The sequence below is a fragment of the Synechococcus sp. R55.2 genome (genome assembly GCF_047462075.1).
Taxonomy (GTDB): domain Bacteria; phylum Cyanobacteriota; class Cyanobacteriia; order Thermostichales; family Thermostichaceae; genus Thermostichus.
Genome location: NZ_JANSIH010000057.1, coordinates 1 through 25,032 on the forward strand (window position 1 = coordinate 1; position 25,032 = coordinate 25,032).

The 25,032-nt window shown below is 55.6% G+C and carries 24 protein-coding genes; 17 read left to right on the plus strand and 7 right to left on the minus strand.

The window, feature by feature from the left end; translation table 11 throughout:
- Positions 1-1,240, minus strand: a 1,240-nt coding sequence (locus NW838_RS02070) for a YncE family protein (protein WP_414427415.1), incomplete at its 3' end; no start/stop codon positions are given.
- 167 nt (positions 1,241-1,407) lie between these two features.
- Between NW838_RS02070 and rpmJ the strand changes: the two genes are divergently transcribed.
- From rpmJ to NW838_RS02145, 15 genes are all read left to right on the plus strand, one after another.
- Positions 1,408-1,524, plus strand: coding sequence for a 50S ribosomal protein L36 (gene rpmJ, locus NW838_RS02075; RefSeq protein ID WP_011433187.1), 117 nt, complete (start codon positions 1,408-1,410; stop codon positions 1,522-1,524).
- 224 nt (positions 1,525-1,748) lie between these two features.
- On the plus strand, positions 1,749-2,132 hold the full coding sequence (rpsM, locus tag NW838_RS02080) for a 30S ribosomal protein S13 (RefSeq protein WP_011433188.1): 384 nt from the start codon (positions 1,749-1,751) through the stop codon (positions 2,130-2,132).
- An 84-nt stretch (positions 2,133-2,216) separates the two neighbouring features.
- Positions 2,217-2,603, plus strand: a complete 387-nt coding sequence (rpsK, locus tag NW838_RS02085) for a 30S ribosomal protein S11 (protein WP_011433189.1) — start codon at positions 2,217-2,219, stop codon at positions 2,601-2,603.
- A gap of 150 nt (positions 2,604-2,753) precedes the next feature.
- A complete protein-coding gene (locus NW838_RS02090; RefSeq protein WP_414355789.1) occupies positions 2,754-3,761 on the plus strand; it encodes a DNA-directed RNA polymerase subunit alpha in 1,008 nt (335 codons plus the stop codon).
- A gap of 95 nt (positions 3,762-3,856) precedes the next feature.
- The gene (gene rplQ / locus NW838_RS02095) at positions 3,857-4,207 is read left to right on the plus strand and encodes a 50S ribosomal protein L17 (protein WP_011433191.1); all 351 of its coding nucleotides are present in this window, start codon (positions 3,857-3,859) and stop codon (positions 4,205-4,207) included.
- A 13-nt stretch (positions 4,208-4,220) separates the two neighbouring features.
- A complete protein-coding gene (gene truA / locus NW838_RS02100) occupies positions 4,221-5,078 on the plus strand; it encodes a tRNA pseudouridine(38-40) synthase TruA (protein ID WP_414427416.1) in 858 nt (285 codons plus the stop codon).
- Positions 5,079-5,123: 45 nt separating this feature from the next.
- The gene (rplM, locus tag NW838_RS02105; RefSeq protein WP_414355792.1) at positions 5,124-5,579 is read left to right on the plus strand and encodes a 50S ribosomal protein L13; all 456 of its coding nucleotides are present in this window, start codon (positions 5,124-5,126) and stop codon (positions 5,577-5,579) included.
- Complete coding sequence (rpsI, locus tag NW838_RS02110) at positions 5,576-5,986, plus strand: 30S ribosomal protein S9 (protein WP_011433194.1); 411 nt, start codon at positions 5,576-5,578, stop codon at positions 5,984-5,986. Before rplM ends, rpsI begins: the two co-directional genes overlap by 4 nt.
- 76 nt (positions 5,987-6,062) lie before the next feature.
- Positions 6,063-6,287, plus strand: coding sequence for a 50S ribosomal protein L31 (gene rpmE, locus NW838_RS02115; RefSeq protein ID WP_414351133.1), 225 nt, complete (start codon positions 6,063-6,065; stop codon positions 6,285-6,287).
- 54 nt (positions 6,288-6,341) lie between these two features.
- Positions 6,342-7,424 carry a peptide chain release factor 1 gene (gene prfA, locus NW838_RS02120; protein ID WP_414427417.1) on the plus strand — a complete coding sequence of 361 codons (1,083 nt, stop codon included), beginning with the start codon at positions 6,342-6,344 and terminating at the stop codon, positions 7,422-7,424.
- A 93-nt stretch (positions 7,425-7,517) separates the two neighbouring features.
- Complete coding sequence (gene acnB, locus NW838_RS02125; RefSeq protein WP_414427418.1) at positions 7,518-10,142, plus strand: bifunctional aconitate hydratase 2/2-methylisocitrate dehydratase; 2,625 nt, start codon at positions 7,518-7,520, stop codon at positions 10,140-10,142.
- Between the two features lie 67 nt (positions 10,143-10,209).
- A complete protein-coding gene (locus NW838_RS02130; protein ID WP_414355795.1) occupies positions 10,210-10,503 on the plus strand; it encodes a PepSY domain-containing protein in 294 nt (97 codons plus the stop codon).
- Between the two features lie 196 nt (positions 10,504-10,699).
- Positions 10,700-11,140 carry an Hsp20/alpha crystallin family protein gene (locus NW838_RS02135; RefSeq protein WP_011433199.1) on the plus strand — a complete coding sequence of 147 codons (441 nt, stop codon included), beginning with the start codon at positions 10,700-10,702 and terminating at the stop codon, positions 11,138-11,140.
- A 260-nt stretch (positions 11,141-11,400) separates the two neighbouring features.
- Positions 11,401-12,522 carry an ABC transporter ATP-binding protein gene (locus NW838_RS02140; protein ID WP_414332141.1) on the plus strand — a complete coding sequence of 374 codons (1,122 nt, stop codon included), beginning with the start codon at positions 11,401-11,403 and terminating at the stop codon, positions 12,520-12,522.
- Between the two features lie 52 nt (positions 12,523-12,574).
- Positions 12,575-13,846 (plus strand): class I SAM-dependent methyltransferase, encoded by a 1,272-nt coding sequence (locus tag NW838_RS02145; protein ID WP_414357134.1) that lies wholly within the window; start codon positions 12,575-12,577, stop codon positions 13,844-13,846.
- Between the two features lie 30 nt (positions 13,847-13,876).
- Here the strand turns inward: NW838_RS02145 and NW838_RS02150 are convergent, their stop codons facing one another.
- Complete coding sequence (locus NW838_RS02150; protein WP_414427419.1) at positions 13,877-14,755, minus strand: hypothetical protein; 879 nt, start codon at positions 14,753-14,755, stop codon at positions 13,877-13,879.
- A 31-nt stretch (positions 14,756-14,786) separates the two neighbouring features.
- The gene (locus tag NW838_RS02155) at positions 14,787-15,383 is read right to left on the minus strand and encodes a hypothetical protein (protein ID WP_414357131.1); all 597 of its coding nucleotides are present in this window, start codon (positions 15,381-15,383) and stop codon (positions 14,787-14,789) included.
- A 555-nt stretch (positions 15,384-15,938) separates the two neighbouring features.
- On the opposite strand from NW838_RS02155, the gene NW838_RS02160 reads away from it, so the two are divergent.
- Both NW838_RS02160 and NW838_RS02165 read left to right on the plus strand, forming a co-directional pair.
- The gene (locus tag NW838_RS02160) at positions 15,939-17,468 is read left to right on the plus strand and encodes an FkbM family methyltransferase (protein WP_414357129.1); all 1,530 of its coding nucleotides are present in this window, start codon (positions 15,939-15,941) and stop codon (positions 17,466-17,468) included.
- Positions 17,465-18,577: a hypothetical protein gene (locus NW838_RS02165; protein ID WP_414357128.1), complete on the plus strand. Its 1,113-nt coding sequence runs from the start codon at positions 17,465-17,467 to the stop codon at positions 18,575-18,577. Before NW838_RS02160 ends, NW838_RS02165 begins: the two co-directional genes overlap by 4 nt.
- On the opposite strand, the gene NW838_RS02170 is transcribed toward NW838_RS02165, so the two are convergent.
- The 4 genes from NW838_RS02170 to NW838_RS02185 form a co-directional block, all read right to left on the minus strand.
- Positions 18,574-19,422, minus strand: coding sequence for an FkbM family methyltransferase (locus tag NW838_RS02170; RefSeq protein ID WP_414357127.1), 849 nt, complete (start codon positions 19,420-19,422; stop codon positions 18,574-18,576). The genes NW838_RS02165 and NW838_RS02170 overlap by 4 nt on opposite strands.
- Positions 19,423-19,430: 8 nt before the next feature.
- The gene (locus NW838_RS02175; protein ID WP_414357124.1) at positions 19,431-19,946 is read right to left on the minus strand and encodes a class I SAM-dependent methyltransferase; all 516 of its coding nucleotides are present in this window, start codon (positions 19,944-19,946) and stop codon (positions 19,431-19,433) included.
- A 27-nt stretch (positions 19,947-19,973) separates the two neighbouring features.
- Complete coding sequence (locus NW838_RS02180; RefSeq protein WP_414357122.1) at positions 19,974-22,913, minus strand: tetratricopeptide repeat protein; 2,940 nt, start codon at positions 22,911-22,913, stop codon at positions 19,974-19,976.
- Between the two features lie 177 nt (positions 22,914-23,090).
- Positions 23,091-24,833: an Ig-like domain-containing protein gene (locus tag NW838_RS02185; protein WP_414357120.1), complete on the minus strand. Its 1,743-nt coding sequence runs from the start codon at positions 24,831-24,833 to the stop codon at positions 23,091-23,093.
- Positions 24,834-25,032 lie beyond the last annotated feature (199 nt).

Consider the following 25,032-nt stretch of genomic DNA (forward strand, 5'->3'; position numbering starts at 1 on the left):
AACCCCCGGCGTGAACGGGTTGGCCGGCAATAACCTCCTCCCGCCCGGGCACCACACCCGCTCCTTCCGGGGCGAGGGCTCCTTCCTGCTGGCTGGCTTCCCCATTTGAGGGCTCCGTCCCACCATTGCGGACGGCAAGGGCCGCCTGTTCGCGAGAGCGTCGCGCGGCGATAGCTTGGGCTTCCACATTCTGCAAACGGCGCAAGGCCGGGATCCCTGCTGCCACCACCCACAGATCCCGACCGTCTAACATCACCAGACCCGTCGGTTGTCCCTGCAGCCGCAGTGAGGCTGCCAATCGCCCCGTCTGCAAATCCACCAGTTGCAGGCGGTCGCTATCGCGGGAGGTCACGTAAGCCCAACGTCCATCCGGGGAAAGGGCCAGCCGCGTCGGTCGCCAATCCAGGCCAACCCGCTGCAGGGCCTCGCCGCTGCGGCTCAGATCCAGCACTGTTAGATCTTGGCTGCCGGAGTTGAGCACCACCAAGCGTTGCCGTTCCGCATCCAGGGCCATGGCTTCCGGAGTATGACCGCCCCGCCAACGGGCCAACAGCTCCCCATTGTCCGGGTTGACCACCAGCAAGCTGAGGGGATCCTCCCCGGCTAGGCCCACAAACAGGGATCCCCGCTGCGCATCATAGGCCAGCGCCAAGGGGGGGCCGGGCATCGGCAAATTGCGGGCTTGCGGCTGCTCTGAGGGATCGCTTTGCGCACCGCTGACGCGCAGGGGAGCAGCCATCACCGCCAGACTTTGGGCAGAGGGCAGGGAGGCGAAAACCCGCCCTGTGACCCCATCCACGGCAATATCCAAAACTCCCGCCGGCAACCCATAGGCCTGAATCAGCTCCCCCGTCAGCAGATCGAGGGCCACCAGCCCAGGGGCATTGGGGCCAGAGGCATAGACCACCTGCCGCGCCTCATCCACCCGCACCACACTGGGGGCAAACCCCACCGCCGCCTGCCACAAGGGATCCCCGCTGGCCCCATCCAGCAGAGTCACCGCCTGCTCCTCCAACAGCCCAACCGCGACCCAGCCCCGATCCGGTACCCCATCGATGCGATCGGCAGAGCTGCGCAAGGGCAAAAGCCAATCCCCCTCTGTCCTCAGGCCGTTCCCGTCCGTCGAAAAGTTCTCCACCGCAGAGGAGGAGCCTGCTGCCGGCAAAGGGATCCCTTGCCCCAGCACGGGGGATCCCAGCCCCAGCACGCTGCTCAGCACAACCAGCCATTGCCACCGCATGACCTTCCTCACTCCACAGCCGCGCCTGCTTTGACTCAGGAGATCCTTGCCCAACCAGCATAGCCAACCCGACCGTCCCCTCGGTGCCGGAAAGCCCAAACCCATTTTTTGACAGGCTGCCCAGACGAACATAGAATGGATATTCGCTGGTTTTGTCAGGATCAACCATGAAGGTACGGCCTTCCGTCCGTCGGATCTGCGAAAAATGCCGGGTCATCCGCCGCCACGGTCGGGTGATGGTCATTTGTTCTTCCAACCCCAAGCACAAGCAGCGGCAGGGCTAGAGGGTCGATGGTGGGTGGGTTCAGCCTGCAACGGGAGACAGAGGCAAAGGCTTCCGACACAACCGAGCAAAACGTTGGCTAGACCTCTCGGTGAGCATGGATCCCAAGACCGGCATCTCTACAGCAACATTTCTCTGAATGAGGATCCCATCTCAGGCAGGCAACTCAATCCTTACTGGGCAAGTGTGTTCGAGTTGGTTTGATTTGATAAGGTACCCCTGACTATGGCACGGATTGCGGGAGTTGACATCCCCCGAGAAAAGCGAGTGGAGATTGCCCTCACCTACATTTACGGCATTGGGCTAACCCGCTCCCGCCAGATTTTGGCGAAGACCGGTATCAATCCGGATACTCGTACCCGCGACCTCACCGACGCTGAGGTGGCCGCCCTACGGACGGTGGTGGAGGGCGAATACCAGGTAGAAGGGGATCTGCGCCGCCAGGAGGCGATGAACATCAAGCGGCTGATCGACATCGGCACCTATCGAGGTCGTCGCCATCGCCTGGGTCTGCCCGTGCGTGGTCAGCGCACCCGCACCAACGCCCGCACCCGCAAGGGGGTCAGGAAAACGGTGGCCGGCAAGAAGAAAGCTCCTGCCAAGAAGTAGTCGCTCGGCTTTGCGCGGAAGGCAAAACTCTTCCACCATCCCGAATCCCAACCCCAAACAGTCGATTGCAAGGACACCTGGATCATGGCTCGGCAGCAACGGCGCGGACGTAAAGTCAAAAAGAACATCCCCAATGGGGTGGCCTACATTCAGTCCACCTTCAACAACACCATCGTCACCATCACGGATCCCAACGGCGATGTGGTGTCTTGGGCCTCGGCAGGTTCTACGGGCTTCAAAGGGGCCAAAAAGGGCACTCCCTTCGCCGCCCAAATGGCAGCAGAAAGTGCGGCGCGTCAAGCCATGGAGAACGGCATGCGCCAGATCGAAGTGATGGTGAGCGGGCCGGGAGCCGGTCGGGAAACCGCCATTCGCGCTCTACAGGCAACGGGCCTGGAAATTACTCTGATTCGAGATATTACCCCCATTCCCCACAACGGTTGCCGTCCTCCCAAGCGGCGGCGTGTCTGAAGGATCCCGCGTTGAGGGCTGGTCGAGCGTCTGTAGGGGGTTTTCTCCAGAGCTACGCCATGCCCCAGCGAAGGTCTGCCCAAGCGTGAGATGACCTCGAAGTTTCATCAGTTCTCCAAACGGATATCGAGCCAGACGGACGGGGCCACTATGATGATTCAAACCAGCCGAACCCTCCTCCACTCTCTCGGCAGCAAAGCGAGCTCAAGCGCTGTTGCTTACCAGACCGAGTGTGTTGAATCTCATCGGGATGATAACGGCGTTCACTACGGCAAATTTGCTCTGGGGCCACTGGAGCGCGGCCAAGGGATCACGGTGGGCAACGCTTTGCGGCGGGTGTTGCTCTCCAATCTAGAAGGGACGGCGGTGACCGCTGTACGCATTGCCGGGGTGAGCCACGAGTTTTCCACGGTGCCGGGGGTGCGGGAAGACGTGATGGAGATCCTTCTGAACATGAAGGAGTTGGTGCTGCGCTCCACCGCTCCCGATACTCAGGTGGGCCGTTTGGTGGCTCAGGGGCCAGGGGAAGTCACCGCCGAGAAGCTGCAATTGCCCAGCGACGTGGAGGTGATCAACCCCCGTCACCACATTGCCACCCTGGCGGAAGGGGCAATTTTGGAAATGGAGTTCATGATTGGCCGAGGACATGGCTACCGCGCCGTCGATTACTCTGACAGCAAGGCGATGGCAATCGATTTTCTGCAGATCGACTCTGTCTTCATGCCGGTGCGCAAGGTGAACTACGCCGTGGAAGCAGCCCGGGTCGGCCAATCTTTGGAAAAAGATCGGCTAATATTGGAAGTCTGGACCAACGGCAGCCTCACCCCGCAAGAGGCCCTCAGCCAAGCCGCCCGCATTTTGGTGGGCTTGTTCTCGCCGCTGCAGGAGGTCAGCTTCGATACCCCTGTGCCGCCCCAGCCAGCCGAGGACAACCAGAAAAACCAGATCCCCATCGAGGAGCTGCAGCTATCGGTGCGGGCCTACAACTGCCTGAAGCGAGCTCAGATCAACACGGTGGCCGATCTGCTGGTCTACACCGAGGAAGATCTGCTGGAGATCAAAAACTTTGGCCAGAAATCTGCCGAAGAGGTGGTGCAGGCCTTGAAAAACCGCTTTGGTCTGACGCTGCCCCGCACCCGCGAAAAAGGCAAGGCCTAGAGTTTAGGTTCCGTCTCAAGCATCTGCACCGCTAGCACAACCGCGTCAAAACGCAAGGATCCCCGAAGAGTGTAGGACACAAGACAGAGGTTACCATGCGCCACCGCCGTCGTACCCCCCACCTCAATAAGCCCGCCGACCAGCGCAAGGCCCTGATGCGGGCGCTGACCACGGCTCTGCTGCGGGAAGGGCGGATCACCACCACCAAAGCCCGCGCCAAAGCCATTCGGGCCACCACTGAGAAGATGATTACCCTGGCCAAAGAGGGATCCCTGGCGGCGCGGCGACAGGCGCTGGCCTACATCTACGACAAGGAGCTGGTGCGCTCCCTGTTTGAGCAGGCTCCTGAGCGCTACCGGGATCGGCCCGGTGGCTATACCCGCATCTTGCGCACCGTGCATCGGCGGGGGGATGGAGCAGAAATGGCGGTCATCGAGCTGGTGTAGCGGAAAGGGATCCATGCCGTACCGTCGCATTGCCCTGAGAATTCAGTACCTCGGCAGCAGGTTCTATGGCTGGCAGCGCCAGGCAGCCCGCCGTACCGTGCAAGGGGTGCTGGAGGAGGCGATTGCGTCGCGGGCGGGGCATCCGGTAACCCTCTATGGGGCCGGTCGCACCGATACGGGGGTTCATGCTGCAGGCCAGGTGGCCCACTTCGACACCACCTCCGGTATCCCTGCGGCGGAGTGGTCGAGGGTGCTGAACGACTGTCTGCCGGAAGATGTGGTAGTGCTGGCTTCTGCTCAAGTGCCTGACTCCTGGCACGCCCGCTTTTCGGCTCGCTGGCGCCGCTACCGCTACCTGATCCTGAACCGGGAGCGACCGGATGTGTTCTGGCGCCTCTTTAGCTGGCAAGTGCGTTGGCCTCTGCAGGTGGAGCCGATGGCGGAAGCCCTGAATTCCCTGCTGGGGGAGCACAGCTTGGAAGCCTTCCGGCGGCGGGGATCGGATCGGCCCCACTCGCGGGTACAGGTGCAGGAGGTGCTCTGCCAGCGGCTGGGGGACTTGATCAGCATCGAGGTGCAGGCCAGCGGCTTTCTCTACCGGATGATGCGGCTCTTGGTGGGATCCCTAGAGGTGGTGGGCCGAGGCGAGCTCAGCCCAGCCCAATTTGTCCACCTGTGGCAACACAACGACTGGAGCCAGATGCGCACCCGCTACAGCGCTCCCCCGCAAGGGCTGTGCCTGACGGATGTGGGCTATGCTGCGGATCCCTTCGGTCAACAGTTCGCCCACTCGCTGCCCTTTTGGGCCTTGCCCACAGAGCCTCCCTCCGCCCTCCGGTCGCCGGCTGCGTTGGCCCATTCCTGCGGTTGATCTGGGCGATCTCCAAGCTTGTCCTGATATGTTTCCTTGCCTGCCATGAACAAAACTCCCCTTCCCAACCCCGAAACTCTGGCGCCCCGCTGGTATCTGGTGGATGCTGCCAATCAGCGCCTGGGCCGCTTGGCCGCCGCTGTGGCCACCCTCTTGCGGGGTAAGCACAAACCGGACTTCACCCCTCACCTGGATACGGGGGACTATGTAATTGTGATCAACGCTGAGAAAGTGGTGGTCACTGGCAAAAAGCGCACCCAAAAGCTCTACCGCCGCCACTCTGGCCGTCCCGGCGGCATGAAAGTAGAAACCTTTGCCCAACTGCAGGCGCGCCTGCCGGAGCGGGTGGTGGAAAAAGCGGTCAAGGGAATGTTGCCCCACACCCGTTTGGGCCGGCGGCAATTCACCAAGCTAAAAGTTTATGTCGGGCCGAGCCACCCTCATGAGGCCCAGCAGCCCCAAGTTTATCCGCTCAACACGATCCCAGGAGCCAAAGCATGACTCAAGCGAGCAGCCAACGAGCCGTTTATTGGGGAACGGGACGCCGCAAAACCGCCGTTGCCCGCGTGCGTTTGGTGCCCGGCACGGGCAAAATCATCATCAACGACAGGCCGGGAGACCAGTATCTGCAGTATCAAGAAGCCCTGCTGGCCAGTGTGAAGGGGCCGCTGGAGATCCTTGGTCTGGAAAACTCCTACGACATCTTGGTGCGAGCCCATGGCGGCGGCGTTCACGGCCAGGCGGATGCGATCAAGCTGGGGGTGGCGCGCGCCCTCTGTGAGGTGGATCCGGCCAATCGCGGCCCCTTGAAAGTCGAGGGTTATCTGAAACGGGATCCGCGCGCCGTGGAGCGGAAGAAATACGGCCTGCGCAAGGCCCGCAAGGCTCCCCAGTACTCGAAGCGCTAGGGATCCCTGCCGTTGTTTTTAGAGGAAGATGTTGATAGACAAGGGTATAGAAACAGGCCCAGAGGAGGAAAGGGTTATGCCCAAGAAAGGATTGCACCCGCAGTGGTATCCAGAAGCCAAAGTCATCTGCAATGGCGAAGTGGTGATGACGGTGGGATCCACCAAGCCGGAGCTCAGGGTGGATGTTTGGTCGGGCAACCATCCCTTTTTCACCGGCAGCCAAAAGATCATCGATAGCGAAGGCCGGGTGGAGAAGTTCATGCGCAAATACGGCATGGGAGGTGGCAAAAAGGCCAAGTAGAGGTTCCCCCATCTGGGTGTGGGCAACGCTTGGATCCCTGGGTATTGCGAATCTATGGCTTCTGCTCAACTGATCGACCAGCTTAAGAATGTCGAAGCCACTTTTCAGGAGCTGACGGTGCGCTTGGCCGATCCGGACGTGGCCACGGATCCAGCTGAGCTGCAGCGGATTGCCAAGGCCCGCTCCTCCTTGGAGGCCACCGTCCAGGCTTTTCACGACTGGCAAAAGCTGAATCGCGATCTGCAACAGACGGAAGAACTTTTGCGGGAATCGGCCTCCGACCCGGAGCTGGAGGCGATGGCAAGAGCGGAACTTGAGCAACTGCGGGCCCGCCAAGAACAACTGGAGGAAAAGCTCACCCTGCTGCTGCTGCCCCGGGATCCCAACGACGACAAGAACATTATGTTGGAGATTCGCGCTGGCACCGGTGGGGAGGAGGCGGCGCTGTGGGCGGCGGATCTGGCCCGCATGTACACCCGCTACGCCGAAAAGCTGGGCTGGTCGGTGCGTCTGGCGAGCCTCTCGGAAGGAGAGCTGGGGGGCTACAAAGAGGCGATCCTGGAGATTCAAGGGGATCAGGTGTACAGCAAGCTCAAGTTTGAAGCTGGCGTGCATCGGGTGCAGCGGGTGCCCGTCACCGAAGCGCAAGGCCGTGTCCACACCTCGACGGCCACGGTGGCGGTGATGCCAGAGGTGGACGAGGTGGAGGTGGTCATCGACCCGAAAGACATCGAAATCAAAACGGCACGTTCTGGGGGGGCAGGCGGCCAAAACGTGAACAAGGTGGAGACGGCGGTGGATCTTCTCCACAAGCCCACCGGGATCCGGGTGTTTTGTACCGAGGAGCGTTCCCAACTGCAGAACCGCCAGCGGGCAATGCAGATTTTGCGGGCCAAACTCTACGAGATGAAGCTGCGGGAGCAGCAGGCCTCCATCAGCTCTGCCCGGCGCATGCAGGTGGGAACGGGATCCCGCTCGGAAAAAATTCGCACTTACAACTACAAAGAAAACCGGGTCACCGACCACCGCCTTAACCAAAATTTCCCGCTGCAGCCCATTTTGGATGGGGAGCTGGACGACCTGATCCAAGCCTGCATTGGCCTTTACCAGAGAGAGCTGCTGGCGGAGTTGTCCTAGGCTGGCTTTGGCCGGATGGATCCCTTCCTGAGAACCTTTCTTCTGCCAAGCTGGCGATAGAATGAATACTCACGTCGAGAACCCAGACTCCCCATGCTGGCCGAATACCGCCAACACGCCGCTGCCCGCGAGGCCCAAGGGATCCCGCCGCTGCCCCTGAATGCAGCCCAGACCAGCCAGTTGTGCGAGCTCCTGAAGGCCCCGCCTGCTGGCGAAGAAGCCTTTTTGTTGCACCTCTTAACAGAGCGCGTCCCGCCGGGGGTCGATGAAGCAGCCTACGTGAAAGCGGGCTTTTTGGCGGCGGTAGCCAAGGAGGAGGTTGCATCGCCGTTGATCACTCCTGTGCGGGCGGTAGAGCTGCTGGGCACTATGCTGGGGGGCTACAACGTTCAGGTTTTGCTGGAGCTGTTGCAGGATGCGCGGCATGAGATCGCAGCGGCAGCAGCCCGTGCCCTCAGCCACACGCTGCTGATCTTCGATGCCTTTCACGACGTGCTGGAGCTGAGCCAGTCCGGCAATGCCTATGCCCAACAGGTGATCGAGTCCTGGGCCAAGGGCGAATGGTTTACCGCCAAAGCTCCCCTGGCCGCAGCAATCACTGTAACAGTGTTCAAGGTTGCCGGCGAGATCAACACCGATGACCTTTCCCCCGCCGCCCACGCCACCACCCGCCCGGATATCCCCCTCCACGCCCAAGCCATGCTGGAGTCCCGCGCTCCAGGATCCCTGGTTACCATTGCCGAGCTGAAGCGCCGCGGCCATCCCGTTGCCTTTGTGGGGGATGTGGTGGGCACCGGCTCCTCCCGCAAATCCGCCCTCAACTCGCTGCTCTGGCACATCGGCCACGACATTCCCCATGTGCCCAACAAGCGGGCTGGGGGGGTGATCCTGGGGGGCACCATTGCGCCCATCTTCTTCAACACCGCCGAAGATGCCGGGGCCTTGCCCATCCAGTGCGATGTCTCCCGCCTGGAAACCGGCATGGTGGTTACCATTTGCCCCTACGAAGGTGTGATCCGCTCTGAGGCCGGCCAGGTTCTCTCCACCTTTTCCCTGCGGCCCGTGACCCTCCCCGACGAAGTGCGGGCGGGGGGACGTATTCCCCTGTTGATTGGCCGTGCCCTCACCGACAAAACCCGCCAAGCCTTGGGTTTGCCTCCCTCGACCTTGTTTATCCGCCCCACTCCACCGGCAGACACCGGCAAAGGCTATACCCTAGCGCAAAAAATCGTGGGCAAAGCCTGTGGGCTGCCAGGCGTGCGCCCGGGCACCAGTTGTGAGCCCCTCATTACCACGGTGGGATCCCAGGACACCACCGGCCCCATGACCCGCGATGAGCTGAAGGAGCTGGCCTGTCTGGGCTTCAACGCCGACCTAGTGCTGCAGAGCTTCTGCCACACCGCCGCCTATCCCAAGCCGGTGGACATCCAGATCCACAAAGAGCTGCCCGACTTTTTCGCTTCCCGCGGGGGCGTTGTCCTGCGTCCCGGCGATGGCATTATCCACTCCTGGCTCAACCGCATGCTCCTGCCGGATACCGTCGGCACCGGGGGCGACTCCCACACCCGCTTCCCCTTGGGGATCTCCTTCCCGGCGGGATCCGGTCTGGTGGCCTTTGCCGCCGCCATGGGGGTGATGCCCTTGGACATGCCGGAATCGGTGCTGGTGCGCTTTAAGGGGGAACTGCAGCCGGGGATCACCCTGCGGGACATTGTCCATGCCATCCCCTACGTGGCCATTCAGAGGGGCCTGTTGACCGTTGAGAAAAAAGGCAAGAAAAACGTCTTTGCCGGGCGCATCATGGAGATCGAGGGCCTGCCGCATCTGAAGGTGGAGCAAGCTTTTGAGTTTACCGATGCCTCGGCAGAGCGCAACTGTGCCGGCTGTACCATCAAGCTGAGCATCGAGACGGTCTCAGAATATCTGCGCTCCAACGTGGTGCTGCTGAAGAACATGATTGCCCGCGGCTACCAGGATGCGAGAACCTTGCTGCGGCGCATCGCCAAAATGGAAGCATGGCTGGCCAACCCCAGCCTGATGGAAGCGGATCCCGACGCCGAATACGCCGAAGTCATCGAAATTGACCTCAGCACCATCACCGAGCCGATCGTCTGTGCCCCCAACGATCCCGACAAGGTGATGACCCTGAGCGAGGTCTATGCCCAACACGAAGCAGGCAATCCAGACACCCCCATCAAAATCGACGAGGTGTTCATCGGCTCCTGCATGACCAACATCGGCCACTACCGCGCCGCCGCCAAAATCCTGGAAGGCCAAGGGCGGGCCAAGGTGCGCCAATTCTGGATCTGTCCGCCCACCCGCATGGATGAGGCACAACTGCGCTCGGAAGGCGTATACGGCATCTTTGCTGCCGCCGGGGCCAGAACGGAAATGCCGGGATGCAGCTTGTGTATGGGCAACCAAGCCCGCGTGGAAGATGGGGCCACCGTCATGTCCACCTCCACCCGCAACTTCAACAACCGCATGGGCAAAGACGCGCGGGTTTACCTGGGATCCGCCGAGCTGGCCGCCGCCTGCGCCCTTTTGGGCCGGATCCCCACCCCTGAGGAGTACCGAGAGATCGTCTCCACCAAGATCCAGCCCTTTGCCGGCGAGCTGTACCGCTACCTCAACTTCCACGAGATCCCTGGCTTTGAGGACGAAGGACGGGTCATCCCGCGGCAGCACGTGGAGGAGCTGTCCAGGAGCCGTTCTTGAGCGAGAATAGGGGCTAGCTGCCCTGATAGCATGGCAGGGATCGCCCCATTGCCCTGGAGAAAGCTCAATGGCCCTGAATCCAAAGAGGATCCGCCGCATCCACCGCACCCTTGCCCCCATTCTGGCCCTGCCGTTGGTGGTGACGGTGCTGACGGGATCCCTCTATCAAATTGCCCGCCTTAACGAAAACTTCGACTACTACTGGCTGATCCAAATCCACAAAGGGCAGTGGGGCCCCCTCGATCTGCAAGCGGTTTACCCCTTCTTAAACGGACTGGGGCTGCTGGTGATGGTGGCAACCGGCCTCAGTATGTGGTTACCAACAAAACCCCATCGCCGCCCCAAACATACGGAGTCCTAGAGGGTTTTGGATAGATAAACCTGTAGGGTAAACACCTAAGAAACATTCCAGAAAACCCTACATTTCCCGGAACGGATTTGACTACACTAGAAGCATAGAGGTTTTGCTTGCACCTCTAAAGTTGAGCCCCGAAAGCTAAGCTCCAAACTCGAACTGGAAGTCAAAAAAGCAAAGTAATAGAGGAGGAGGATGCTCTATGGCTCTTGTCCGCTGGGATCCATTTCGTGAAATTGACGAAATTCAACGGGAAATGAACCGGATGTTCGACCGGTTGATCCCTCGCACCACCGAAGCTGACGGCTTCGCCTTCATGCCGGCAGTGGAGATGCACGATGATCCCGAAACCATTACCCTGAAGCTGGAGCTGCCCGGCTTGAACCCCAACGACTTGGATATCCAAGCGACAGCCGAAGCGGTCTCCATCACCGGGGAACGGCGATTTGAGAAGCGCTCTGAAGACAAAGGGGTAACCCGGACTGAATTCCGTTATGGGCGCTTCCAACGGGTGATCCCACTGCCGAACCGGATCAAACACGATCAGGTGAAAGCCGAATACAAAGATGGGATCCTCACCCTCACCTTGCCCAAGGCAGACTCTGAAAAAGCCCAAGTGGTCAAAGTGAGCGTTGTCTCCTGATGGGCGTAGCTGAAGCTGCTCTGAGGTTAGGCAATTTTCCATGAGGAAAAAAGATCCCATAGGGGTAGGCTCATCGCCTACCCTTTTTTAGTCCTTTTTTGCGTTTTGGTTTTTCAGCTTGCGCTCATTTCAAGCAGGAATAAATCGGGTTCGCTGCAGGGATCCCCAGCTCTCCCTACCGAACTCAACTCAACTCGATTTGACTTTTGCCCGCCGCTTTGGATAGGGTTTGAGTGCGCAACGGAGCCAAGGTTGAGAGCATGGCCAGCGTTACCTACGAACACGTTACCAAGCGCTACAGAGACACCACCGCCGTCCATGACCTGAACATCACCGTCGAAGACGGGGAATTTCTCGTCTTTGTCGGCCCCTCCGGCTGCGGCAAAACCACCTCCCTGCGCATGCTGGCCGGCTTGGAAGAAGTGAGCGCCGGATCCATCTACATTGGCGATCGACGGGTGAACGATGTCCCCCCCAAGGATCGGGATATCGCCATGGTCTTCCAATCCTATGCCCTCTACCCCCACATGACCGTGGCCGAGAACATGGCCTTTGGCCTCAAGCTGCGCGGCCTGCCACGGGCGGAGATCGAAAGCCGGGTTAGGGGGGTGGCCAAGCGCCTTGGGATCGAGCACTTGCTCAACCGCAAGCCCAAGGAACTTTCGGGTGGGCAACGGCAGCGGGTTGCCGTCGGGCGGGCCATCGTGCGCAATCCGGCGGTGTTTTTGATGGATGAGCCCCTCTCCAACTTGGATGCCAAGCTGCGGGTACAGGCGCGGGCCGAGATTAGCAAGTTGCACATGCAACTGGGCACCACCTTTATCTACGTTACCCACGACCAGGTGGAGGCCATGACCATGGGCAACCGCATCGCCGTCATGAAGGATGGCCGCCTGCAGCAGGTGGATACCCCCCACACCCTCTACACCCGCCCTGCCAACCTGTTTGTGGCCGGGTTCATCGGCAGCCCCGCCATGAATTTCTTCCAGGCCAAGCTGCGGGAGCAGGAGGGCACCCTCTGGATCGATACCGGCGCCTTCCGCGTGGCCATCCCGCCCCACCAGGCAGAGCCCTATTGGCAATACGTCGGCAAGTCGGTCATCTTCGGCATCCGCCCGGAAAACATCCACGATCCCCACTACCAACCCCCAGGGATCCAACCTGCCCCGGTGCGGGCTAAGGTCTCGGTAACGGAGCTGGTGGGCCATGAAGTAATCCTCTATCTCAGCACCAGCGACCGAGAAGGGATCCTGGCCGAGCAGGAGTTTGTGGCCCGCGTGGATCCCCGTACCCAGCTGCGCGTCAACCAGTGGGCGGAAGTGATCTTCGATATGGATCGCTTCCACCTGTTCGATCCCGAAACCGAGCAGCGCCTAGGTTAAACCCTGGAATCGCTTTAGAATCCTAATCAGTCCTACAGAGGCAGGGATCCCTATGCCGGAGCAATCGACGTCCCGCTTGGTTCAGGCGCAGTTTGACGAATTTCCCTACCCGAATGTCCCGATTGAGCAGACGGTTACGGATAACTTCGCGCTGTTTGCCAACAGCCTCACCACCGCTTACTATCGCCGCAACCGCAAGGTGGTCAAACCCGAGGGCAAAGTGATGCTCAACGCCGGCTGTGGCTCCGGCTGGGAGACCCTCGTGCTGGCCACGGCCAATCCAGGAGCTTCTTTTGTCGGGGTGGATATCTCGGCAGAATCCCTGAAAATGGCCCGGCAGCGCTTCGAGTTCCACCAGATCAAAGAGGCGCGTTTCGAGGTGATGGACATCACCGACCTGAGGGCCTTGGGGGAGCAATTCGATTTCATCGCCTGCAATGACGTGCTCTACCTGCTGGACGATCCGGTGGCGGGGCTGAAAGGCATGCGCCAAGTCCTCAAACCGGACGGCATCATCCGCACCAATGTCCACAGCCTTTACCAGCGCCAGTTTATCTTCAACATGCAGGATGCCATGGAGCTGCTGGGGGTGATGGATGAGCCGGCTGCCAAAGCCGTTCCCATCTTGAGGGAAGTGATGGATGCCCTCCACGAGGGCAGCTTCGTCAAAAGCCACTGGCAGGGGGATGCCATCAAAACCACCAATGGGATCCTGGCCAACTTCCTGCTGCGCAGCGACAAAGGCTTTACCGTACCTCAGGTCTTTGAGATGCTCCGCCAAGCCGGGCTGGAGTTCATCAGCATGGTCAATTGGCAGCAGTGGAAGCTGGAGCGGGTCCTCACCAAGCCCGTTCCCTACGCTCTGCGCCAAATCAAAAAGCTCAACCAAGAGGAGCTGCTGCACTTTATCGAGTTAATCTTTCCTAACCTGACCCGCCTGATCGACTTCTGGTGTGGCCACCCCACCGGAGCGACTTCTCCTCAACCCTTCAGCAGCGAGGAATGGAGAAATGGCTTGGTACAGGCGCATCCTCTGCTGCTGAGGCTCAACGCCAAGGCTGCCTTTGAGAATGCCATCCGCGACAATGGCCCGGTCAATATCAACGGTTGGCCCGGATCCGAGGGCAACATTGCCATCGATCCCTTCTCGGTGCGCTGGCTGGTTGATGTGTTTGGGGAGAAACCTGTGCCTGTGCAGGCTCTGGTGGCCAAGGCCCTGGATTTCATGGATTGGACCCCCGAAGAGGCCTTTAACCAAGTGGTGGCCAACCTGAAGTTTCTGGAAGAGCGGCTGGTGGTGCTGTTGGACTCTCCCCTGCGTTAACAGGACTTGCTCCCTCAGGAGCTGTCCCACCTAAGGCTGGGATCCGGATCCCTCTGAGTCTGCTTTTGAGTCTGCTTTGAGTACCCTGATTTGCTCGGCCCGAATGGCTGCCGGGATCCGCCCTTCCGCATCGACATTGACGGCAAACCGAACGGTGCCTTCCATTTCCACCACATCTCCCGGGAGCAGATCCAGCCAGCTGGCAGAGCGGCCAAGGCGAGTCACTTGCACCTCCTCAGCGGGAACCACCGAGACCCACGTGCCCGCGTAGCGCTCCAAGCTGGGGCTGACTTTTTCCAAGTTGACCCCAATCCAGCCCTCCTTGCGGTTGAGCAGCCGCACCGTTCCCATCAGCTGAAAAGGTTGAGCCTCTTCTGATAACTGGATCGGCTCATGGAGAACCACCGTATTCAAAGGCTGCAGACGGGCCAACTCCACCCGCCACCCTTGAGCCTGGCGATAGAGGGTAACCTCCATAACTGCGCGCAGCCGACCCTCCGGCAAAGGCTCGTAGAAGCCCAACTGAGAGCGAAAAGGGCGAAACCGGGGATCCTCCCGATCCGGCTCTGTTAAAAATCGTTGCAGCTCCTCGGCAGTGAACTGGAAACGCAAAGTCGGCACCACCGCTTCTGGCTTCAGGATTGCCTCCACCCGGAAAATGGCCGTATTGCCCACCGCTTGAATGGGGGTGAGGGTAAACTCCTCCGCCGAGGGCCACGATTGATCCAAGGCTCCAGGAGGGATCCCTTTTAGCAGCCGCGGAGTGAGCAGGGCTTCTGCGGTGGCAAAATCGCGGGCATTGGCCGCCTGGACAAACTCCCGCAGCGTTTCTTCAGCCGTTTTGGCCTGCCAACAGCCCCCCAGAGGCAGCAAAGCCAGCACCAGGAAAAACCACGCTCTCACATCCACACCCTCCCCAATCTCCCTGCAGGTAACAGTCCTAGGGGTTCTCGGTTGGAGATGCAGAATTTTCACCGGGATCCGCTGCTTCTGTCTCTTCTGGGTTTTCCGACTGGGATCCCGAAGCAGCAGGTGGCTTATCCGGCTGCCACACCTCAATCCGCCAGCCGCGATCTTGCTGGTAGAGGGTGATCTTGACGCGGGAGGTCACCGTGTCTCCCTCCAGGCGCAGACCCACCAACTGCGGGGCCAACTGCTGATAGGTCGGATCCGCCAGATCCGGCTGGGTCAAATACTTGCGCAACGTCAAGGGATCCAGCCCCAGGCGCTGGGCCGCATCCTCCAGCGAGTCGGTGCCCTCCACCCAGACATAGGCCGTCTTCCCGGTCACCTCTTGGTTGCGCACCTGCACGTTCTCCCCCACCGTGCCCCAAATCGAAGGCAGGGATCCCGGCCGGAGGGCATTGCTGAAGCGCTCCGTCAGGTAGCTGTCTGCCGTGCCCCAGTCCCCCTTCTCGGCAGCAGCGATGAAAGTGCTCACCACCTGGTCAGGAGTTTGCACAGGAGCTGCCTGCGTACAGGCGATTACACTGCCCAAGGTAAAGATGAGAGCATAGGTACTGATGTATCGCGACATGAGTGTAACCTCGCAAAATGCACTGCCTCAGGGCAAGTTCGACAGATGTTAGCTGAGAAGGCAAAGGCGAATTATACAGCTTGAGCTCTGAGATGCGGCTGAAGAGATACCCAACCTGCCAAAACCTGGCCAGACAACTCCACAGACAACGGGCAGACAAGGGAGCCTCCAACTTTGCGCAGTGCTTCCTACACAATACTTAACCTAGACTTACCCAAGCTGACTCTCTAACGGGATCCTACAGGATGAAAACTATGATAGCATTTAGTGGTCCTCGGAAAGACTGTGGCTGCGGTTCCCTCATGTTGGTGAGAGTGGTGAGTTTATATGTTCAAAGATGATACTCATTCGGAATAGTTCCAGCACAGTTCTTATGTAATGAAGATTTCCCCAGACATAGGTTTTGGATCCAGACATAGGTTTTGGATCAAGAAAAATTTGAGCCTGCTCAGCAATGATTAAGGTGATTAGATGGCGAAGTCAAGAGCTCTTACCGGTACCTATTTTAGGTGGTCTAATCCTGTCCAGACTCTGAGTTAAATCTAGGTATAGAGAATGGTAGCTACATCTTTCGAAACAGGCTCAACCTGGAACACCCTTGGGATTAATCAAATTCGCATAGCGGCGACAGCTCCCACGTCCAAGGAAAGAAGAAATGCTTGGTCAGTAGCGCTTTACTACTGGAACCAAGGCGCTGACGTTGAACCAAATCATCTGCCTTGCTTATTAAATAGACTCCATTCGCTTTGGGTTCTAGGGGTCTCTTTCACTGTTATGGAAGAAGCAGTAAAGCTTCTGAACCAGCTAGAGCTAGACCCAGAGAAGTGGAGAGATATTCCCCCTCCCAACACAGAAGGTTACGAACTAGCATGGCGGATTGATTCTCCCTACTTTCAGCTAGAAGACGATTTTGGTCTGGCTCTTCCGTCTGTAGATCAGTACCTGTACTACCTAGCTCGTTGGATAGCTGAAAGGATAGCATTATACTACCAACCTCAGGCGATGCCCTTCTGGCGCATTGCCGCAGCCATTTACCCAAAGGATTTACAAGCCCAAGCAGTCGTAGGTCTTGGATTATCCAGAAGTTTGCAGGTCGAAGGTATACATTACCTGAGGCAAAATCAAGCCCAAGCAACCACAAAAGCCATTAGAAAGTGGACTGAGGCTTGCTTTCAAGTATCTGTGAGTTTCTTTCGAGGAAAAACGGATAATCCAAAGCTATCAAGTCAAAAGAACTCAATAGAAGTTATTGATGTGCCATATGAAAACCACATCATGAGTCTGGAAGGCAGTCTGGATTCGGTCGTTACCCATTGTCATTTGGCCCAAGGAAGATGGTTTGAGGCGGAGATTGACTTTGTCAAGTCTTACCTAAAACCGGGAATGACATTTATAGATGTGGGGGCAAACGTAGGTTCATACACTCTTGTTGCGGCTCAGGCAGTAGGTTCTGAAGGAAAGGTAGTTGCATTTGAGCCGACTCAGGCTTGTGTGGAAATACTGAAACACAATGCAAACATGAATCAGCTACCACAAGTTACAGTAATCCCTTGTGCGCTGGATAGTGAGTCAGGAAAGGCATACTTCCTAGAAAGTGATGATAGCGCGTATAATCGAGTAGTAAAAAGTCTAGTTGGAATAACTCATCCTGTAAAAACCGTTCAAAAAGTTACACTAGACGAATGGTGGCGCTCTCTGGAATGCCCCTCAGTTGATATGATCAAGGTGGATGTTTTTACCGACTCCTTTGACGTTATACGAGGTGGACGAGAACTCATAAAGAGTTGTAGCCCCATCATTCAAGTAGAGGCAAAAGGTGATTTAGGATCTGCATCACGAGAAGTTTCTTCTTACTTATCAGAGCTAGGATATACTTTCTTTGCATATAACCCCGCTTTGAATGAGTTATCAATGGCTCGCAAACAAGCTCGCAACCTCTCGACTGTAAACTTAGTGGCGGTGCCGGAAGCTCGCTACGTGAACCTTAAGAGAGAGGGTATCTTAGAAGAAGGCTCATTCCCCTCCAAAGAGCTTGATCCAAGCCTGTCTTCTTTACTTTGGGATCTGGTTGAGGAAAAGCAATGATCGTTGTTGATGGTGTTGCCCTACAGCCTAATTTAGAGACTCCACCCTCTATTACAAGTTTCTGGTGCAACGTCATAGGTGAGTGGGTAAGGCTTGGATATACTCGAGACTTTATAGTCTTAGTGAGAGAAAGCCAACGTATAGGTTTTCCAGGCGACACTGTTGTAGCCCTAATCCCTGATTACAGCTATGAGAATGCTGAGTCTGATCATATAGGTCTGCAAAGTGCCTGTGATCAAGTCAATGCATCCATTTTTATCTCAACTTTGTATACGTATCCCCTCAAAACCTCAAGCGTAGCTATGGTTTATAGTATGGACGAAGTCCAAGAGTTCTTACCAAGCTTAGCAGCACAGGAGAAACATAATACCATTTTGGCTGCATCGGCATTTATATGTCCTTCCAAGTGGGTGTCATCAGATTTAATGAGGAAATATCCAGGTATTTCTAGTGAAGATATTGAGGTTATCTACCCAGGTCTGCACAGTGACTTGATGCCATCGCCCCCTCTAAAGGTAAGAAAGTTTCGGGAAGAAAAAGACCTAACTCGTCCCTATATCATTTTTAGAGCGGGAACGGGGGAACGAAGAAAGATAGCTCTATTTGCTCTCTTGGATAGTGTAAGCGAATTAGTATCTGGACAAGTCCCTGAGCTTGTTTACCTATCAGTTGATGGAAGTAAAGTTGATGTGCCACTAGAATCTGTTATGGATTTATCCAAGCCAATTCGATCTCGAATCCATAACCTTAGGCTTTGTTCTGATGATTTACCACTGCTTTACACAGGAGCTGTTGGATTGTTTGAGATTGAACCTGAACTTGGAATGGGCAATTACGCTTTCGAGGCAATGAGATGCGGTTGCCCGGTCATTATCTTGAGAGAATCTGAAGATCATCAATTAAGGCAGCCTACAGAAACTGACCCTTGGATTGAGATATCCATGCAGCCGCATGTCATATCGCAGACTATTGATCAGCTAAGAGATACAAGGTATAGAAATACCATACTCTCACGAGGATTAGATTATACGAAAAGCATGACCTGGGAACAGGCCGCTAAGCGAATGTGGTCTTTCCTCAAATCAAAGGCAAAAAGTCTAAGATCCTAGAGCTTTGAAATGTAGATGTCGTAAAATGAAGTACCTTCTATCTCATCATGAGTTCTGAGAACGTGAGAGCATAAGTCATAAGAACGATAGACCTCATGGAGGATCGTGGCAAGCGCTAGCCGCTTTCTTGATGTCAGCTCTCCCAATCGCATAAAGTCTTTTGCATAAATAAAGTCTGTCCAAGATGCCTGAGTGCGCAAAGACGTAAGGCTCTTCGGAAATGACTTCATAAGTGGACAGGAAATCCCGGTTAAGCTATGAATTAGAAAGCCGCATTCTCTCAGAGCGATATCTATATCAGAGAACAACGGCTGGCCGATGTAGTGAGGGATAAATAGAACCTCAGTTTGAACTACTACAATGCTCTCCTCTAGGAGACGGCTAGCTCCGCGAATAATATTTAGCTCACTGCCTTGAGTATCCATAACAAGCCAGTCAGCGTCTGAGACTTCTTCCAAATCATCCAATCGAACAGTCTTTACTTTCTTCTCTGAGACAACTTGGTAAAGCTCAGCCAGATCGTGAAACTTTTCCAACAGATGATAATTGGGTCTAAACAGAGAGGATGTCATTCCGCTGTTGGTCAGGTAAAGGTTAGATTCAGAACCATCGCCAACCGCCATAGGAAGGTATAAGACGTTAGAACTGCCATCACCTTGTCGAATTCTCTCAATTAAGCGGTTGTAAGCCTCAGGATCAGGCTCGAATCCAATTAACTCTCCATAGTCCTTCCGAATGATTTCGGCATATATCTCAGGAGCTCCAACATCAGATGCCCCTACGGCAATTACTTTAATCCGAGGCATTGAGGTTCCCAAAACAGAGGCTATGGACAGCTCAGACATGGTTCCCCTCACTCTTTGTGGGCAATTACATTTAGGCTGATAAGTTCGTTGCAGTAGACAATTGTGCTTGCATCTCTAAACATGCCAAATTGGTCTACTTGAATGATAAAGCCAAAACCAACGGTCTTAAGCAGGTGAGTCAGGTTTTCAATGGTATAGCCGTATTTATGGAAGTCATACTGGTCAATTTGACCGCCGTAAATCATGCTAATAACATGTATCAATTCATCGTACAAGAGATCATCTCTTAGTATAAGCTTGGACAGCGTCTTTAGATTAGGTACAGAAACAAATAACTTTCCTCCTTTCTTGAGGACTCGATACCACTCTGTTAAGGCCACACCTGCTTCTTGACAACTAAGATGCTCAAGAACATGAGAGGCATATATTTGATCTACGCTCTCGTTCTCAAACATGCTGAGATCTATTGCGTTTGCAACATAGTCAACCTCAGGAGAGGGCGAAATATTAAGTATTTTCCAGTCAGGATGTGGTTCTTTACCACCGATGTGTAGATTAAGCATTCTCGTCGTCTGCTCCTACTAGCTAACTTACTTTCTGAGTTGAGCTAAGTTTGGGTGCTTGCGAAACTTGAACGGCAAGTCTGTAAACCTAATTCTAGCTTTTCTATCTTGGCAATACTGTTCCCACATTAGGATGTAAGCCTTCTCTAAGAAAGCTGTAAAAGTTTTGCCGTTAAGAAGTGGTGATTGCGAGAGTCGCTCCCGCATGGTTCTCCTTATCCAGACCAAAAGATCTATGTCTTCAGACAGCCTTGAGGCAATGCGAATGTAGTCTTGCTCCGTCTGTGCGATTAATTCCGGCAAGTCCACTGTTCTCAAGATAGATACTCCAACTCTGGAAACATGTGCTAGACCTTCCAGAGTGATTACCGGAACTCCCATCCATAATGTTTCGCAGGTTGTCGTTGTTCCGTTGTAAGGGAAGGGATCCAGAGCAATATCCACTTCTCCATAGGCTGCGTAATGCTCGGCAAAGCCCTGTCTATCATATTCTAGCTTGACTCTCTCGTCTGGAATGCCGTGTCTTCCAATTCTTTCCAAAAAGAGTTTACAGGTGCTTTCATCTCTATATCGCTGATTTTTCAGGCGCAGAACTGAATGGGGCACTGCCTTCAATACATCTGCCCATAACTTAATGACTCTGGGAGTGATCTTGGAAGGGTTGTTGCAGCATCCAAACGTGATAAAGCCGTTTCTAACCACAGGAGGATCCACAATCTCCGGTGCCTCACGAGAGGGCTTGTAACAAAGAAAGCTATGAGGCATCCTTATCAATTTCTCTGTGTGCAGACTATCGGTTACATCATAAGGATCGGCAAAACTATCTGTTATCCTGTAGTCCACGACGGTCATACCTGTGGTGTCGGGGTAGCCAAGGTACGTAACTTGTACAGGGGCCGGACGCAAAGCCATTAAGTGTACTCTTGTGCCGCCGGTATGGCCACTTAGATCCACTAGAATATCAATCTGATCTTCTCTGATTAACTTTGCAGCTTTCTCGTCACTTAGCTTGTGAATATCTCGCCATCCCGTTGACCATTTGGAGAGCTGCTCAGTTACTGTGTCAGGTTGATCAACATTTGAGTAGCAGTAGATTTGGAATTTTTCCTGGTTGTGGCAATCGTAGATTGAGCTCATGAAAAAATGTACCGAGTGCAATCGAAAATCACCCGATAGATAGCCAATCTTGAGGGGACGCTGGGTAGTTCGCGAGTTTGCATAAGGTCTCCAGTGGCTTTGATACTGGCTTTGGTAGGAAATACCCCACTTTTGATGCTCTATAAATGTTTCCACAGGGTCAAACTTCTCAGAATAATGTGAAACCATTAGGATATTCGACATTGCACCTGCGAAGCCAGGAGCAACTTCCAGGGCCTTCCTGTAGTTCTCTAGAGCTTCGTCCAGTCTGCATTGCTCTAGATAAGCACCACCCAAACTCTGATATGCAGCAGCAAAGTTTGGCTTCCTCTCGATAGCTAGCAAATAACTATCTATCGCGTCTTGAGTCCGGGATTGCTTGCTAAGGGTTAAGCCCTTGTAAAAATAGGCATCGGCTAGCTCAGGCTTAAGTCTTATCGCTTCCTGGAAGTGCTCCAGAGCATCATCGTACTTTTTCTGCTCGAAGAGTCTGACTCCGATATTGCAATAGACTTCTGCAAAGTCCGGCGAAAGCTCTGCAGCTCTGTGAAAAGCGAACTCTGCTTCCTCTCTATTTTGCAGTAGTCGATGAGCAAGACCCAAGTTGTTATATGCTCGAGCAGATGTTGGATCTAAGCCGATCGCTCGCTCAAAACATCTAACTGCCTTGTCGGCTATGGCAAAGTCTAAGTAGCAGCATCCTAAGCTGTGCCAGTAATCTGATTCTTCTGGGTTGATCTCAATAGCAAGGCATATATGATATCTGGCTAGATCTAGCCGCTTTTCTGCCCTGTAGAGAATACCTAGGTTGTGATGAGCTTCAGCGTATTCCGAATCTAGAGAAATAGCAATCTGAAAGCAGTCTCTTGCAGCTTGAATAATTTGGCATTGACTTTCAAGATCTTTTTTACCTCCCAAGCTTAGTTCCTGTGCAGCTATCTCTGTTGCAGTTTGGTGTCGTATCTTTCGGCTTAGTGCCGCCCCCAAGTTATTGTAGGCTTTCGCATAGGTTGGATTGATTGCTATAGCTTTTTTGTAGTGCGCTATTTCCTTATCTTCTTGACCAATTTCGCCATAGATTTTCCCAAGATTTAGATGAATAACAGCAGAAGACTTGATCATCAAGGCTTTCTCTAGGGCAACAATCGCATCTTCATACTGCATCGACTCTGCCAGCAATAAACCTAGCTTAAGCTGTAAATCAGCACTAGCCGGAAATTGCGGTTCTGCTTGTCTCGCGTGTTGAATTGCCTCTTCTTTGTTTCCAGCTAAAGAGAGGGCATCAATCAACTGAAGATGAGCCTCAACGTAATCCGGCTTGTCCTTTACTGCTTTTTTTAGGATGCTGATGGCACTATTGACCTGACCTAACTTCAGCAAGACTTGCCCAAGAAAATAAGCTGCCTCATACTCTTGAGGGTTCAACTCTAAAACTTTTAGAAAGGCTTTCTGGGCTTCTTCCCACTGCTCGAGTTGAATTAGAGCCAGACCTAAGTTAAAGTTTGCGTTGAGACTTTCTGGATCTATTTGGGTAGCTTGTCGGTAGCATTCTAGGGCCTTTTCTAGCTGATCTAGCTTCTCGTAGACTGCACCTAAGTTGACATACAGCGATGCCGACCTTTGACCAAGACCTATACACCGTTCTAAGTATTCTACAGATTTGACATACTGTTGTTGTTGGTAGGCCAGTATACCCAAATACTGAGTAGCATCAAGATGGTTGGGTTCTAGCTTTAAGATTTCTAGGTAGCATTCCTCGGCCTGATCCCACTCGCCCGACTGATGATGGCCAAATGCTTGCTTAAGGAGCTTTTGAATTTCGGTTCCCATATCCCTGAGTCTTAACTTAGACAATTCTATCAAACGAATAGTGCTTCACCTGCCTTTGGTAGGCTTAACAGCCTAGAAAAGTGGGTAGGCACTTAAGACCTACCCACCTTTTCCATCTGAACGCCTGCCGCCTAAAAGTCAACAGACCCAGCCCTAAAGCCAGATAGAGTGTATGGACTACCGCGGGATGGTGAAGGTGATGTCCAGCCGCGGCCCGCGAGCGGTGGTGATAGGGCCAGCACCCGTACCCGTGGCCGGCTCCCGGTCGAACTCGGCGCGGCAGACCCCGCTGGGCCCCTGGCTGACTTCAAAGCCAGCATTGGGGGGAGAAAGACGGGTGAAGGGAGAGACGGTGGTGGTGGCAGAAGCCGTGACGGAGCCAGTGACCGTGACCGTCTCGGAGCGGGTTTCGGAGCCGACAACCGTACCGGTGAAAGCAGCCGACACCGTTGCCGAGACTTCAGAGGTCGCACCAAAGCCCACTGTGAGGGAAGCGCTAGCGGAGAACGTGGCAGTCTGACTGACACTGAAGGTGAAAGTTAGCTCTCGACTGCGGGTTACTCCATCAGTTACAAAAGACTCGGTACGTGTAGCTACAGCAGTACCCGAGATGGTGCCGGAAGCTGTGAAGCTCTGGGTGAACGGTAGTGTTACCGCGCCCGTGACGGTCTGAGAAACCGTCGCGCTTGCCACGCCCGTGATGGCAAAGGTCTGCGTTGCCGTCACATTGAAGCGCTGCGTCGCCGTCACAATGCCCGTGGTGGTCACCGACGTCGTCCCCGTGGTAACCAAAAATACCGGGGTCGCCTGGTTGTTCCACACTTCCCGCGCACACTGCAGCCGCACCTGGTAGAAGCGCGGGCCTGGCGCCGACACCGACCGCTGCACCCCAGGCCGCACATCCGCCGTGCGCGGCCCCGCCGACACATCCCCACCCAACACGTTGCCATTGATGCTCAGGGCAACAAAGGTGGGCGTGGAAGCCGGCGCAAAGAAGTCGCTGGACACCACGTTGTTGGGCGCACCCAAGGTCACTTCCTGGAACACCACGTTGTTGGACGGCAGGTTGTGCGGTGTCGGATCCAGGAAGAAGAAGCCCCGTCCCCTGTCGCCAAAATCACCAAACACTGCCGAGTCGTTGGAGGGCAACTGCACCAGCGTCAACTGGGCTGCCTGCACCACCGCATTGCCCGGAATGCTGGCCGGAATCGGGAAGGACAGCACCGCCCGATAGTCGCTGTAAACCCCCACCGGCAGGTTCTCAGCCACACCTGCGCGGCGAATGCCATAACCCACTGGCACCACAACTGGGTTGGAGAATACCTGCCCGCCAGGCGTAATTGCTGCCAGTTGCGTCGGCAGCAGGCTAATCGGGTCGCCCGAAACAGCCACATTGCCAGTGGTGAAGGTGGCTACAAAATCTTCCGGCAAACTGCGCCCTGAGGCAAACAGATCTGGCACCGCCCGCGAGATGACAACCCGGTACACGGCATCGTTGGTGAGCGGCGTGCGGAAGGTGATGGTGACCTGAGTGCGGTCGGCATTGAAGGCCAAGTCGCGAGCCGGCACAACTCCCGCTTGCGGCGCCACCGAGGTGATGCTCAAGGCCTGAGTGAAGGGAGCCTCGCGCACCGGCTCGCTGAAGCGAATAACAATGCTGGTGGTGATAGGAACGTTGGTGGTGCCATCCGCCGGGGTAATGGCGATAACCCGTCCCACCGGGGTTGGAGTTGGTGGCGGCGGAGCCGGGGGAGCCGGGGGAGCCGGTGGGGGTGGTGGGGGCGGCGGCGGTACGGGTGTAACAGTGCCAGTGCTGCTTTCGCCGCAACCGGTGAGCAGCAGGGGCAGCAGCACCACTGTGGAAGCCAGAGACAGAGACCCGAGTGACTTCAGCAGCCACTTGTGCATTGTTCCGTTCATTGTTCTCCTCTTAACCAAAAAAGTAGGGTTCGGCTGAACACTTCCCTTAACTTACCCGATCAACTCGCCCAGGGCAAGCCGAGCCGTGGAAAAGAGCCAATCGAGGGAAGACGCACACGCGCTTGGATAAGCGGCTCGTCTGTTTACTCTGCTTATCATACAAGCCCATTAGCCCGCTTTGGCAAGTACTGCCGATTTT